The 13783-nt window shown below is 58.9% G+C and carries 14 protein-coding genes; 7 read left to right on the top strand and 7 right to left on the bottom strand.

Going from position 1 to position 13783, the window contains the following annotated elements:
- Window positions 1-86: 86 nt before the first annotated feature.
- Window positions 87-911 (top strand): alpha/beta fold hydrolase, encoded by an 825-nt coding sequence (locus tag ACP0KA_RS13740; protein ID WP_424629319.1) that lies wholly within the window; start codon window positions 87-89, stop codon window positions 909-911.
- Window positions 912-1032: 121 nt separating this feature from the next.
- On the opposite strand, the gene ACP0KA_RS13735 is transcribed toward ACP0KA_RS13740, so the two are convergent.
- Complete coding sequence (locus ACP0KA_RS13735) at window positions 1033-1254, bottom strand: DUF2171 domain-containing protein (protein ID WP_424629318.1); 222 nt, start codon at window positions 1252-1254, stop codon at window positions 1033-1035.
- A gap of 154 nt (window positions 1255-1408) precedes the next feature.
- Here ACP0KA_RS13735 and ACP0KA_RS13730 point away from each other — a divergent pair, with 154 nt between their 5' ends.
- Complete coding sequence (locus ACP0KA_RS13730) at window positions 1409-1783, top strand: CsbD family protein (protein WP_424629317.1); 375 nt, start codon at window positions 1409-1411, stop codon at window positions 1781-1783.
- Between the two features lie 26 nt (window positions 1784-1809).
- Here the strand turns inward: ACP0KA_RS13730 and ACP0KA_RS13725 are convergent, their stop codons facing one another.
- The gene (locus ACP0KA_RS13725) at window positions 1810-1989 is read right to left on the bottom strand and encodes a DUF3606 domain-containing protein (protein WP_424629316.1); all 180 of its coding nucleotides are present in this window, start codon (window positions 1987-1989) and stop codon (window positions 1810-1812) included.
- 97 nt (window positions 1990-2086) lie between these two features.
- The gene (locus ACP0KA_RS13720) at window positions 2087-3046 is read right to left on the bottom strand and encodes a Bug family tripartite tricarboxylate transporter substrate binding protein (RefSeq protein ID WP_424629315.1); all 960 of its coding nucleotides are present in this window, start codon (window positions 3044-3046) and stop codon (window positions 2087-2089) included.
- A gap of 316 nt (window positions 3047-3362) precedes the next feature.
- On the opposite strand from ACP0KA_RS13720, the gene ACP0KA_RS13715 reads away from it, so the two are divergent.
- From ACP0KA_RS13715 to ACP0KA_RS13705, 3 genes are all read left to right on the top strand, one after another.
- Window positions 3363-5714 carry a mechanosensitive ion channel domain-containing protein gene (locus tag ACP0KA_RS13715; protein ID WP_424631595.1) on the top strand — a complete coding sequence of 784 codons (2352 nt, stop codon included), beginning with the start codon at window positions 3363-3365 and terminating at the stop codon, window positions 5712-5714.
- Window positions 5715-5927: 213 nt separating this feature from the next.
- Complete coding sequence (locus ACP0KA_RS13710; RefSeq protein ID WP_424629314.1) at window positions 5928-7127, top strand: alpha/beta fold hydrolase; 1200 nt, start codon at window positions 5928-5930, stop codon at window positions 7125-7127.
- A gap of 44 nt (window positions 7128-7171) precedes the next feature.
- Window positions 7172-7483 (top strand): polyhydroxyalkanoic acid system family protein, encoded by a 312-nt coding sequence (locus ACP0KA_RS13705; protein ID WP_424629313.1) that lies wholly within the window; start codon window positions 7172-7174, stop codon window positions 7481-7483.
- A 61-nt stretch (window positions 7484-7544) separates the two neighbouring features.
- Here ACP0KA_RS13705 and ACP0KA_RS13700 read toward each other — a convergent pair whose 3' ends face one another.
- Window positions 7545-7757 carry a hypothetical protein gene (locus ACP0KA_RS13700; protein WP_424629312.1) on the bottom strand — a complete coding sequence of 71 codons (213 nt, stop codon included), beginning with the start codon at window positions 7755-7757 and terminating at the stop codon, window positions 7545-7547.
- 86 nt (window positions 7758-7843) lie between these two features.
- Window positions 7844-8272 (bottom strand): hypothetical protein, encoded by a 429-nt coding sequence (locus tag ACP0KA_RS13695; RefSeq protein ID WP_424629311.1) that lies wholly within the window; start codon window positions 8270-8272, stop codon window positions 7844-7846.
- Between the two features lie 313 nt (window positions 8273-8585).
- Between ACP0KA_RS13695 and ACP0KA_RS13690 the strand changes: the two genes are divergently transcribed.
- Entirely contained in the window at window positions 8586-9395 is an 810-nt protein-coding gene (locus ACP0KA_RS13690; protein ID WP_424631594.1) for a dienelactone hydrolase family protein, read from the top strand.
- 70 nt (window positions 9396-9465) lie between these two features.
- Here the strand turns inward: ACP0KA_RS13690 and ACP0KA_RS13685 are convergent, their stop codons facing one another.
- Together ACP0KA_RS13685 and malQ are read right to left on the bottom strand one after the other, a co-directional pair.
- The gene (locus ACP0KA_RS13685) at window positions 9466-9630 is read right to left on the bottom strand and encodes a DUF3309 family protein (protein WP_009798696.1); all 165 of its coding nucleotides are present in this window, start codon (window positions 9628-9630) and stop codon (window positions 9466-9468) included.
- 83 nt (window positions 9631-9713) lie between these two features.
- Window positions 9714-11672, bottom strand: a complete 1959-nt coding sequence (gene malQ, locus ACP0KA_RS13680; RefSeq protein ID WP_424629310.1) for a 4-alpha-glucanotransferase — start codon at window positions 11670-11672, stop codon at window positions 9714-9716.
- Between the two features lie 137 nt (window positions 11673-11809).
- On the opposite strand from malQ, the gene ACP0KA_RS13675 reads away from it, so the two are divergent.
- Window positions 11810-13783 (top strand): alpha-1,4-glucan--maltose-1-phosphate maltosyltransferase, encoded by a 1974-nt coding sequence (locus ACP0KA_RS13675; RefSeq protein WP_424629309.1) that lies wholly within the window; start codon window positions 11810-11812, stop codon window positions 13781-13783.

Genomic DNA, 13783 nt, shown 5'->3' with positions numbered 1-13783 from the left:
GCGACGATGTCGGGCCGCGCAAATGCCACGAGGATTCGCTACATTCCGTCCGCTAGGTTTGTGGATTGATTCAAGAGGACATCGAGATGCCAAGCATTACAGTCAAAGACGGTACCGAAATTTTTTATAAGGATTGGGGTTCAGGGCAACCGATCGTTTTCAGTCATGGCTGGCCTCTTTCGGCAGATGACTGGGACACCCAGATGCTGTTCTTTCTGAACAAGGGTTTTCGCGTTATCGCTCATGATCGCCGCGGCCACGGCCGATCCACCCAGACCGGAGACGGCCATGACATGGATCACTACGCTGACGACCTCGCAGCACTGACCGCACATCTTGACCTGAAGAATGCCGTGCATGTCGGCCACTCGACCGGCGGCGGCGAGGTTGCACACTATATCGGTCGTCACGGCGAAAGCCGCGTTGCCAAAGCTGCGCTGATCAGCGCGGTCCCACCGATCATGGTGCAAACGCCGAACAATCCCGGCGGTCTGCCGAAGAGCGTGTTTGACGATCTCCAGGCGCAGCTCGCTGCAAATCGCTCCCAGTTCTATCGCGATCTGCCGTCAGGACCGTTCTATGGTTTCAATCGGCCAGGTGCGAAGCCCTCAGAAGCCATCATCCAGAATTGGTGGCGGCAGGGAATGATGGGCGGTGCCAAGGCGCATTACGACGGCATTGTCGCTTTCTCGCAGACGGACTTCACCGATGATCTCAAGAAGATCACGGTGCCGGTTCTGGTCATGCACGGCGATGACGATCAGATCGTGCCCTATGCCGACTCCGGTCCGCTCAGCGCCAAGCTGGTGAAGAACGGCACCCTGAAAACCTACAAGGGTTTTCCGCACGGCATGCCGACCACGGAGGCTGAAACAATCAACGCCGATCTTCTCGCGTTTATCAAAAGTTGAAACAGGTCAGATTTTCCAAACAAGAAGGCCCGCTCGGTTGAGCGGGCCTTCTTGGGCCAAGTTTGTTAGGCCAAGTTTGCGATCTCGAAGTCTGCTGACCTCGCGCGACCGCCTGCAACGCTTACATCATGGTGGTCACGTCACTCACCGGTTTCTTGAGGTGAACATGGGTATCGATGTGATCGATCCATGCCACCGGTACGAAATGATGCTGCCCGTCAGGGGAGCTGCTCTTGGTGAGCTTGATCTTATCCTTGCCTTCCAGATGGTCGACCTGACCGATGTTCTTTCCGGTGGAATCGAACACATCCATATGTTCCTTGATTTTCGAAAGATCCATCATTGCTTCATCTCCGTGTCTGCCTCACGCTAACGACGAAAAGATCGGGGAGTTGCGGGAACCGCTTCACAACATCTGCGGCAAATTGGTGATTTGATCGCTCCACGGAACCCTCGGACATGACGGCAGTTAGCCTGCCATATCAGGAGGATCATCCATGGATAAGGATAGAATTACGGGCGCGGCGAACGATGCCGCGGGCAAGGTCGAGAGTGCTTTCGGACGCGCAACAGGCGATACCGCGCGCGAAGCATCCGGACGTGCACGCGAGGCATCCGGCACAGCACAAAATCTCTACGGCCAGGCCAAGGATACCGCGCGTGAGGTTGGTGAAGCTGCAAGCAGTTTCGCCAAGGATGCGATGGACACCGGCAGCGAATACTATCGGGAAGGTAGCCGCGCGGTCGCCTCAACTGTGAAGGAACAGCCACTCGGCGCGCTGCTCGTGGCCGGCGCCGTGGGGTTTGCGTTGGCCCTCATCCTGAATCGCCCACCGCGCCGCCGCACCTTCCGCGATTACTATTATCGCTGAACAGTCGAGAGAACGTGACGGGGGTTCTATTTGCCGAGATATCGACGCACGGCCGCCACTGAGGGACCGACTTTCGACACCGCGTGGGCGATCTCTTCAGGTGAAACTTTTAGCCTGGATGCCCAGTAGGACGCGGCAGAATCGTCCTTCGTGTCGATCACCGGTGCAGGACCGGTATTCGACGACAGCACCGAAGCAACTGTCACGAGCCTGATCATCGCTAAAGATTATCATAAAAATATCGGCCCGCATTACGCGGGCCGATTCACTATTAATAATCCGCAAATATTCGCTTCTCTGCGTTTATTTTATTCCCGCCGCTTTGACGAGCTGCGCGTTGGCAACGAGTTCGCGCCCCACGAGCTCATCCATTTCCTTGGTCGTCAGCGGCCACGGATCAACGCCGAGGCGCTTCAATCCTGCCTGCATGGCAGGATCGGCCAGCACCTTGATGCCTGCAGCGTGAAATTTTTCAACGACATCACGCGGCGTTTTCGACGGCATGAAGACGCCGAACCAGATTGCACTATCCGCATCCTTGTATCCCGCCTCGATCGGCGTCGGCACATCGGGAAGATCCGCAACGCGCTTGGCAGTGGACACCACAAGCGCGCGAACCTGACCTTCGCGGATCAGAGGAAGAGCCGTCGCCAGTGGGCAGAAATAGAAATCAATCCGGCCACCGAGAATATCGGTGATCGCTTCCGATCCGCCGCGATACGGAATGTGCGTCGCTTCGAAGCCCGCGGCGAGGCGAAATTTCTCGGCGCTCATGTGCGTCGCTGTGCCCACGCCGACTGAACCGAACGTGATCCCTGAGTTCTTCTGTTTCGCGGCCGCGACGAATTCCTGGATCGTCTTCCACGGCTTGGATGGGGAGACGATCATCACGTTGGCGCTGTAGCCCATCATCAGTACGGATGTGAGATCCTTCACGGGATCGTACTGCAGATCGGCGATGATCGACGGCGTTATCGTATAGGCCGAGGAGTGAGCGAGGATCGTATAACCATCCGGTTCTGCGCGCGCGACCGCAGTGGTCCCGATCGTGCCGCCGGCGCCGGTACGGTTTTCGATCACGATCGGCTGACCGAGTTCGGCGGAAACGCGATCGAGGATCATGCGCGGCACAACGTCCGTTGCGCTTCCCGCGCCATAAGGAATGACGGTCTTGATCAGCTTCGATGGCCAAGGATCAGCCTGCGCTGCAAATGACAGCAGCACCCCTGCCAGGACGAGTGACCATCTCAAGCTTTTGATCATATATCGGCTCCGTTCAGCACCATCGCGGGACCAATTCCCGCATGCCCCAGTTCAACTGCTTAAAAACTTTGCAAGAATCGTTCCGCCGAACACATCTGAACCCGCTCGAAACAGGGCAGCGCAATGATGCGAACGTCGGAATCGGGACTCCAGTATCGCTGAATCTTCAGAAATGCCAAACGAGCGCCGCCGAATCAGCCAATTTCAGACATAACGGGACAGCGAAAAATCTCTTCCCTAGGACTGAGGGGCACTCGTGGTATTGAAGTCAATCGCTGCTGTTTTCTTTGCCTTTTTTGCAATCGCTAGCCAGGCGATGGCGCAACCGCCTGCCCCGGCTCCAGCCCAGCATTCTGCCCCGCCGGCGGCAACCCCGCTGACACCCGACGAGGCACGTCGTGCGCTGGAAACTTTGCAGGATGATACGAAGCGGGCGCAATTCATCGACACCTTGCGTGCGCTCGCCAATGCGAAGCCGCAGTCGTCTCAATCCCAGCCGGCGCAGGCGGAGAAACCTGCGGCAGCGCCGACGCCTGCACCTGCGCCAAGTGAGAAGCCCGCGATCGTGCCGGTGGACTCCGACGGCCTCGGCGCCCAACTTCTTTTGCAAGTGTCCGAACAACTCGGGACGATTTCGACCCAGGTCGCAGCCGCGGCCAACGCGGTCACGCACTTCCCGCTGCTGTGGTATTGGGTGCAGAACAGCGCAACCAACCCCGCGACCTACGATCTTCTGCTCGACATCGCATGGAAGCTCGCGTTGGTGCTGGGATGTGCGCTGGCCGTCGAATGGCTGGTTCGACGCGCGGTGCGGCGACCGATCTCGTTGCTCGACGCCCGCATCCCGAATTCCGCACGCACCACGACGTCTCCGACACTGACGCAAGACGAAATTGCTTCCTTGCCCGCCGAGCCGGGAGAAGCAGCCGTGCAGACACGGCAACGGCGCATCAAGTTGACGCACGTGTGGCAGGCCTTGATGCGCCTGCCGTTCGTAATCGGCCGGTTTGTGCTGGAATTGTTACCGGTCGTTGCGTTCGCTGCTGTCGGCAACATGTTGCTTGGCACGGAGATCGGCGAACTGGCGACCTCACGGCTGGTGATCCTCGCCATCGTCAATGCCTATGTCTTGCGGCGGGTCATCATATGCATTGCTCGGACACTCGTGTCATCCGGACAGCTCAGCGTCTTCACCATTCGCGGTGAGACCGCCGCCTATATCGAGATCTGGGTCCGGCGCATTGCCACAGTCTGCGTATTCGGCATCGCGCTGGCCAACGTCGCCCTGCTGCTCGGCCTCTACCGCCCGGGATATTTCGCACTGCTGCGTCTTGTGATGCTGACGGTCCACCTGCTGGTAGTGGTCGTCATCCTGCAATGCCGCCGCCCCATCGCCCAGTTGATCCAGGCCGATAACCGCGACGGCATGATGGCTGCGATACGCAACCGGTTCGCGTATTTCTGGCATTACATCGCCATCGCACTCGTGATGGGCCTGTGGGTCGTTTGGGCCCTCAGGCTGAAAAACGGCTACTCGCTGTTGTTCCAGTACGTGGTCGGCACCGTCGCGGTCATCCTGATCGCGCGCCTGCTGTCGGTCGTACTCCTTGGCACAATCGACCGTATCTTCCGCGTTCCAGAAGACATCGTGGAGCGCTTCCCCGGGATCGAAACCCGCGCCAATCGCTACCTGCCGATGTTGCGAACGACCGTTTCCTATATCGTGACGGCCATCGGCGTCGTGGCGCTGTTGGAGGTCTGGGGAATCGACGCACTGTTCTGGTTCTCAGCCGGCCAGATCGGCGGCCGTCTGCTGTCGGCTATCGTCACGATCGGCATCGCGGCGCTGATCGCTGCAGCCGTTTGGGAAATCAGCAATGCGCTGCTCGACCAGCAGCTCACACGGTTGACCCATGATGGGCATTTTGCGCGCGCCGCCCGCTTGCGAACGTTTCTCCCGATGCTGCGCACGGCACTGTTAACGGTCATTATCGCCGTCGTCGCATTGACGGCGCTGAGTGAAATCGGTGTCAACGTGGCTCCGCTCCTGGCAGGCGCCGGCATCATCGGCATCGCGGTCGGCTTCGGATCCCAAAAGCTGGTGCAAGATCTCATCACCGGGCTGTTCCTGCTGCTGGAGAACGTCGTCCAGGTCGGCGACACCGTCACGGTCTCCGGGCTGACCGGCACCGTGGAAAATCTGTCGATCCGCACCATTCGGCTGCGGGCCGGCGATGGCGCCGTGCATATCGTTCCGTTCAGTGCGGTCACCAGCGTCACCAACAACAGCCGCGGCGCGGGCAATGCGTCCGTCAGTGTCAATGTGCCCTACAAGGAAGACACCGATCGGGTCGGACAGATCCTGAAGGACATCGTCGCCGAAATGCGGCACGAGCCGGAGTATCGTCACCTGATGCGCAGCGATCTGGAGTTGTGGGGCGTCGATAAGGTCGATGGCACGATGGCGACCATCGTCGGGCAGATCCGCTGCACGGATTCAGGCCGCTGGGCGGTTCAACGCGAGTTCAACCGGCGCATGATGCGGCGTTTCAAGGAGCTCGGCATCGAGATCGCGAACCCCGGCACCCAGACGATCCTGATGCAGGTGCCGCCAGCGGACGAACCCGAGGCCGAGCCGGAGCGCCGCCGCGCTATCGCCAAGGGTTAGGAAAGCGCAGCCGTTACGAAAGTACAGCCATCGCGTTGCTGCGGATTGCCAGTAACGCGGTGCCGCTCTCCCAACGGTCTGCATTGCTGCCGGCTGTCCTGTGCTGGACAGAACGTCACCCACGTCTCACACTCATCTCTCAACTTGACCGCGCCATGACCGACGATCGGCATGCGCCCGCAGTCAACGTGCGCTCCATCCGGCCGGTGATCCATGCAAGCAGAAGTTTCGATCGAACCCTCCCTTCAAGATATTCCACTACCGCCCGGGATCCATTCGCGCACTGTTTCCGGCATCAATGGCCTGACCATGCATGTGCTGGAAGCTGGCTTCGAAACGCCGGACCGGCCGTGCATTCTGCTGCTGCACGGCTTTCCTGAACTGGCCTATAGCTGGCGGAAAGTGATGGTGCCGTTGGCAAATGCCGGCTTCCGTGTGATCGCGCCCGACCAGCGCGGCTATGGCCGTACCACCGGATGGGACCCGCGTTATGACGGTGACCTCGCCTCGTTCCGCCTGCTGAATCTAGTCAGGGACGCATTGGGCCTTGTCAGTGCATTGGGCCTCCGATCAGTCGCCGCGGTCGTCGGCCATGACTTCGGATCATCGGTCGCGGCCTGGTGCGCGCTGGTACGGCCTGATGTCTTCCGCTCCGTCGCGTTGATGAGCGCGCCTTTTGCCGGGCCTCCGGCGATTCCATTCAATACCGCCAACAAGACGCAACAAAAAGCGCCGGATCGTATTCACGAAGACCTCGCGGCATTGCCGCGGCCTCGCAAGCACTATCAAAGGTTCTATTCAACCCGCGAAGCCAATGACGATATGCGCCACTGCCCGCAGGGGCTTCACGCCTTCTTGCGTGCCTACTATCACCACAAGAGTGCAGATTGGCCGGACAACAAGCCATTTCGACTCGCTTCGTGGTCAGCCGAAGAACTCGCCAAGCTTCCGGACTATTACGTGATGGACCGCGATGCCGGCATGGCGGACATGGTCGCCCGCCAGATGCCCTCCGCCGAACGGATCGCCGCGTGCGAATGGCTGCCGGAAGCGGAGCTGCAATTTTACAGCTCCGAGTATGGCCGCACCGGCTTTCAGGGCGGGCTGCAATGGTATCGCTGCGGCACCAGCGACGCCTTCATTCCTGAACTCCAGATCTTTTCGGGCCGCACCATCGATGTGCCATCCTGCTTCATCGCCGGCGCCAGCGACTGGGGCATCTATCAAAAACCCGGAGCGTTCGAAGCCATGCAGGAACGGGCCTGCACGCGGATGATCGGCTGCCATTTGGTGGAAGGCGCGGGGCATTGGGTTCAGCAGGAGCAGCCGAAACAGGTCGTCGATCTGCTGCTCGTCTTCCTCCGGAACGCCGGGAAGGGAACCAATGGTGCCTCCGCGCGTCTTGGCAACTGAGCCGTCTTGGCAACTGAGATCAAACACGAGAAGCGAAGACTCACATGGCCCAGCCCCTGATCGTTTCCATTCCGCATAAGCTCGGGAAAGACGAAGCCGCCCGACGGCTGAAGGCCGGCCTTGGTGGCGTGCGTTCGCAATACGCCCAAGTTCTTCAGGTCAACGAAGAGATATGGAGCGGCGATCGCCTCGCCTTCCGCGTGACCGCGCTCAAGCAGCAGGCGAGTGGAACGGTCGATGTGGCCGAAGACCATGTGCGGATCGAAGTCATGCTGCCGTGGCTGCTCGCAGGCCTCGCCCATGGCGCACAGGCGATGATCGAGTCTCGTGCCACCCGCATGCTTGAGAAAAAGTAGACATCAGGCGCCATGCAAAAAGGCCCGGCATCCTGCCGAGCCCTGCCCATCAACTTTTCATCTAGCCATTGTTGGCTGTCAGCTTCAGCCAAGCGGTGTGGACGTTTTGCTTGACCTGTCCCCACTCGGTCGCAGCGACGTCCCAGTTGACGATCTGGCGCGACGTGCCCGCAGCATTGCCGCTGGCAACCGTCGACGTCGCCATCGAGTCATGAATGTAAACGACCGCAATCGTCAGCAGACAGCCGAGTATCAATCCCAGAAAAGTGCGCATGGTGCTCGTCCTCCTGCCCAAATAACGCGAGAACCGCAGCACGGTTCCTGGGCCGCGAGCAGTGCTCATTGCTCAGTCCCGATGCGTCACTTCAGTGCCTTTTCATGCTCCGCCATGCCAACCGCCTTGTAGTCATAGGTCGGATAAAATTCAGTCCGGTAACTTCCCCAGGCCGTGTCTTCCAGCACACGATTAACTTCACGAATGCGCGACGCGGGAAGCTTGAGTGTAATGATCTGGCCGATCCCCATGGCGACGGTCCAACTCACCACTTCCATGCCGGCAGGTGGAAACGCCTTGTAGAATCCCTGCTTGGCAAGCTGCGCATTCAATTCGCCAAGCGGGCGCGACTGATCGTGTTTCAAGAACACGGTCAGCAGGATTGCATTATCGGCTGTTGCGACGGCACTGCCGGCCTGCGGCGCGGAAACCGTTTGCGCTTGCACGGAGGGTATTGCCGCCATCGAAAGCGCGACGACCGCTGCGGTCACCAACCGCCGGAATGAATGCCTCATCATATATTGATCCTTCTCATCAGGAGTATCGACGATTGCTCCGGGATTTGCGGAGCTTCCATCGTCGCCTTCCACGACACCGTGATGACGATCAAGGCTGAGCCACGCGGAAGTTTCCACGCGTCGTGCTGAAATCCATCGTTTCAAGGGATTGTGAATTGGCGAGCTTGATCCAGACGTTGATTCTCCGCCGGCGATTCAATTCTTCAGCAACGCCGCAACCAGCACGGAGACATACATGACCGATGCACCGATTCTCACATCCGATATCGTCGGGTTGACCAAGACTGCACCACTCTCGCGCCGCGGCTTCATGACCGCGTCGGCCGCTGCTGCCGCAGGCTACACACTGGCCGCCGGTCCCGTGCGTGCCGACGTCATCACCACGGATACCAATGGCCTCGACGTCGGCACTGCTAAGATCAAACTCGCAGGCGACGAGATGCCGGCCTACTTCGCGCGCCCGGCGGGCGCTAAGAATCCGCCCGTGGTGCTGGTGGCCATGGAGATCTTCGGACTTCACGAATACATCAAGGATGTCACACGGCGGCTCGGCAAGCTGGGCGCCTTTGCCGTCGCGCCGAACTACTATTTCCGCAAGGGCGACCTCACCAAGGTCACCGAAATGTCCCAACTCATTCCGCTGGTCAATTCCAAGCCGGATTCGGAATTGCTGTCGGACCTCGACAGCACCGTGGCGTGGGCCAAATCGCAGGGTGGAGACACGAACCGTCTCGGCATTGTCGGCTTTTGCCGTGGTGGCCGGACCGTGTGGGAATATGCCGCGCATAGCAGCGCGCTGAAAGCAGGCGTGGCCTTCTATGGGCCGCCGGTGGATGCGCCAAATCCTCTCTGGCCGAAAAGTCCGATGCAGTTGGCCCCCGAGATGAAGGCACCGGTTCTCGGCCTGTATGGCGGAGCAGACCAGGGCATCCCGGTGGCGCAGGTCGAAGAGCTGAAGGCTGCTCTTGCGAAGGCCAACAAGACTGCTGAATTCAAGATTTACCCCGGCGCCCCGCATGGCTTCCACGCCGACTACCGCCCAAGCTATCGCAAGGAAGCTGCAGAGGATGCCTGGACTCAGATGCAAGCCTGGCTCAAGAAATACAAAGTTCTGAGCTGAACTTCTCGGCGAAAAGATGCCATAAAATCATTCGCCCCGCCGAAGCGGGGCGAATGGAGTTCGAAGCAAACTAAATTCGTCCCATCAAAATCAGAATCAGCAGAATAACAATCACTAGGCCAAGGCCGCCGCCGCCGTAATAACCTGTGCCGTAGAACGGCCCACCGCCGATGCCGCTGAAGCCGCCCAGTAGGGCGATAATCAAAATGATCAGAATGATGGTACCGATTGACATCTGAAGCCTCCATGTTGCGGTCAACAACCGCCCTCAGATGTATGACCTCTCAAATGGTATTTTGTTCCCCTCTACGCGCGTCGCTATTCCTTGCGCGTGATTGCCCTGTCCTTCATGGCAGTGCTCAGTCGTTCGCCGTCTATAAATTGCGACCATTCTTCGAGTGAGACCGGCAGACGGCGGCGCCAGTTTGGATGCTCATTGATCGTTCCGGGAATATTCGGCTGATCGATGACGCCAAGAAGATCCTCGATCTCGACACCAAGAATGCGAGACTTCGTGCGCGCCAGATAATCCAGAGCAGAATAAAAACCCGGCTCGCCGTGCTGCGCGCCATTCAGCGCGCGCGCCAGCATGTTCGTCGCATAAGCTCTGGCGTCTCGTGTCTCTCCCGGGTCGAGTCCCAAGGCATGCTTCAGATCAATATCGTGTCCCGATCGCCAGCCGGCGAAGGTCGGCAGATCGTGTGTGTTGAACGTCACCATGGAATCTTGCGGATAGTGATCGACGGGTAGGAACGAGCCATCGTATCCACGCTCGAACATCATCACGCGATAAGACCAGATCCCCCAATCCAGCAGCCGCTCCCTGAAACCATCGGGCACCGTGCCCAGATCTTCGCCGACCACCACACATCGGTGATGGACGCTTTCCAGCGCGGCCACGGCCAGCAGCGCTTCGAACGGCATCTGAACATAGGCACCCTGGCTGGGCAGGTATCCAGACGGAACGAGATAGAGCCGGTTCAGCCCGAGAACGTGATCAAGGCGGATCGCCCCCGCATAGCGCATCGATGCACGCAGCACCGCGCGGAAGGGCTCGTACGATCGCAACGCCAATCCGGATGCATTGAATCCGGCGAGCCCCCAATCCTGTCCCGCCGTGTTCAGCAAATCCGGCGGGGCTCCAACCGACAAGCGGTGCGAGATGGCAATCTGCTCATTCCACGCATCGAAACCATCGGCTTTGACGCCCACAGCAACGTCGAGATAAAGCCCGACCGGCAAGTTCAGCCGGCGCGCCAAATCCCGGCAAGCTTTCAGTTGCTCATCGGCGCACCATTGTACGAACTCGATGAATTCGACCTCAAGTCCATCAGGACCAGTGCGCAGCTCGTTGAGCGCGTCGTGATTTGGAGACAAACAATGGTCCGGCCAATCCCACCATGGACTTGAGAACTTCCTGCGCAGGACCTCGAAGCACGCAAACCGAGACAACAGCGCGCCACCATCGCGGCGAAACTCCTCAAAGCTCGTCTTCCGCCTCAAAGTCGTTCTCGATTTGAAGATTTCGAACGCCTGACGCAACGCCGCCATTTTAAGATCGGCCACAGCTTGGTAGTCGACGAACTCAGCAGACCGCGCCGCTTCGATCAATGCAGCATGCTCCGCTGCGAATTCTTGAGGAAGCTCGGGCAGACGGTTCACATCGATATAGAGTGAGTTCAAAAACAGCCGGCTGTTCGGCGAATAGGGGCTGCAGTCCCGGGGATGATCGTCGAACAGCGCATGCAATGGATTAAGCCCGATCCCCGCAGCGCCTGACTGCGCCGCCCAGACGATCAGCGCTTCCAGATCCGTAAAATCGCCAATGCCCCAGTTCTGGGCCGATCTCACGCCATATAATTGAACGGCGAGAATCCAGACGCGATCAAAGTCACCTGAAAAGGCGCGTTCGGGAGCCGAAATCAGATTCGTCTGCTCTTCACTTCCGTTCGCGTCGACGGCGCGAAGGCAATAGACGCCCTCCGTGATCGGCGGAAGATTCACATGCTGATCGTGTGACGTGCCTTCGGCAATCGCCGCGCCGCGACCATCCGCAATTTGCCATTTGATCGGCGCCGCTTCGGCTATCGCAACTGACGAGCAGCCCCGCGAATGTCGGCATATGACGGCATCAGGCAGCAAACGACGATGCGGCGAATCAGGGACCGCCTCGAGAAGCATCTGAAGCGCCGAAGGATCGATGGTGCGATGCTGGCCCGTTGCATCGATGAAAGACGTCTCAATCCCCAACTGCGCTGCTTTTGAAAGCACGTCCATCTTTCAACCCCGCCTTCCCACTGTTTTTGACGCGATTGAGGCAACGCGTTTTCACACAAACAGTTCCGAGGGAACAAAATCGCCACAAACCACTTCTTAGATATGGGTTCTCTCCTGCATTGAGAGATGGGGAAGCAATGTCGGTATCGCCGCCCGTGAGACAACGTGATTTACCAAATATTCCGCAGATCGGTGCTGGCGCGTTTCACATCGAAGACATCTATCCGATTGTTGATTGCGGACGATTTCCCGTCAAACGCGTGGCAGGCGAAACGATCGATGTCTGGGCCGACATCTATAAAGACGGCCACGATGTCGTTGCAGCCGAATTGATCTGGCGTCTGGAGAGCGAGGCGGAGTGGACTCGCGAGCCAATGACCCACAACGGCAACGACCGGTGGACCGGGACATTCCGGCCGATCAAACCTGGACGCTACGTTTACGCCATTGAAGCGTGGATGGATGAATTCGCGACATGGCGGCATGGCGCGATGCTGAAGAGAAATGCCGGTCAAGATATTGCGCTCGACGCACTCGAAGGCGCCGCGATGATGACCAAGGGCCGTCCCACAGACCGGGAAGCGGCCAGTGTGCTGACCGCAGCTTGCGAGAAGTTTCTGGAAAGCGGCGATGTTACGTCGTTGCTTGACGAAAACGTCCTTCACGCAATGTCGCGGAGTCAGATCCGGATCGATTGCACTGTGTCGAACTCGTTTCCACTGGTCGTTGATCGGCAACGCGCTGTGTCTGGCGCGTGGTACGAAATGATTCCTCGCAGCCAGGGCACCGTGCCGGATCAGCATGGCACATTCCGCGACTGTATCGCACGCCTGCCGGAAATCGCCGCGTTAGGCTTCGATGTCGTTTATTTCACGCCGATCCATCCGATCGGCCGCGTCAATCGCAAGGGGCGCAATAATTCACTGACGGCCGAACCCGGCGCCCCCGGAAGTCCGTATGCGATCGGGGCCGCTGAAGGCGGCCACGACGCCATTCATCCCCAACTTGGGACGTTCGACGACTTCCACGCGTTGGTTGAAGCCGCAAAGTCGCTGAACATGGAGATCGCGTTGGATTTCGCGGTCCAGTGCGCGCCCGATCATCCTTGGCTGAAGCAGCATCCCAACTGGTTCAAGCGGCGTCCCGACGGCAGCATCCGCTACGCTGAAAATCCGCCAAAAAAATACGAGGATATTCACAATCCCGATTTTCATGGCGATGATGCGGCTGGGCTCTGGGCTGCGCTGCGCGATGTGATCAAGTTCTGGATCTCTCACGGCGTTCGCATCTTCCGCGTCGACAATCCGCACACCAAGCCGTTTCCGTTCTGGGAATGGCTGATCAAGGATATCCAGACCCATGACCCGGATGTCATCTTCCTGGCTGAAGCGTTCACCCGTCCGAAACTGATGAAGGGGCTGGCGAAGCTCGGCTTCACCCAATCCTATACCTACTTTACGTGGCGCACGCAGAAATGGGAGTTTGAGGAATATCTGCGCGAACTCACCGGCTATCCGGAGCGTGAATATTATCGGCCGAATTTCTTCGTCAACACGCCTGACATCCTGCCGTTTCATCTTCAAGGCGGCGAACCGTGGATGTTCAAATCCCGCGTGGCGCTGGCAGCAACGCTGTCCGGCACTTACGGCATCTACAACGGGTTCGAGCTGCTCGAACACGAACCCATTCCCGGGAAGGAAGAGTATCTCAACTCCGAGAAATACGAGATCAAGGTCCGAGACTGGGACAGCCCCGGCAACATCAAGGCCTATATCCGGGACCTGAACATGGCCCGGCGGGCCAATCCGGCCTTGCAGCAGACCGCACGCCTGCAATTCCTGAATATCGACGATCCGAACGTGATCGGGTTTTCCAAGAGCTCCGCGGATAACAGCAACGTCATTGTGGCCGCGATCGCACTCTCTCGCGATCCGCATGAATTCTGGTTTCCGGCCGGGGCCATCCAGGTTGGTCCGTCACAGGACGCGAAACAGGTCGCTGCACTCGAGAATATCATCACCGGTGAACGGCATGCCGTCGAATGGGGCGGCGTCCATCTGCGGATAGATCCGCAACGTGATCCGGCACTGCTTTTCCGATGTCTGGTGTAG

Origin of the sequence: Bradyrhizobium sp. SYSU BS000235, from assembly GCF_049747295.1 — a bacterium.
Lineage (GTDB): Bacteria > Pseudomonadota > Alphaproteobacteria > Rhizobiales > Xanthobacteraceae > Afipia.
This window is presented reverse-complemented; position numbering and strand designations above follow the sequence as displayed.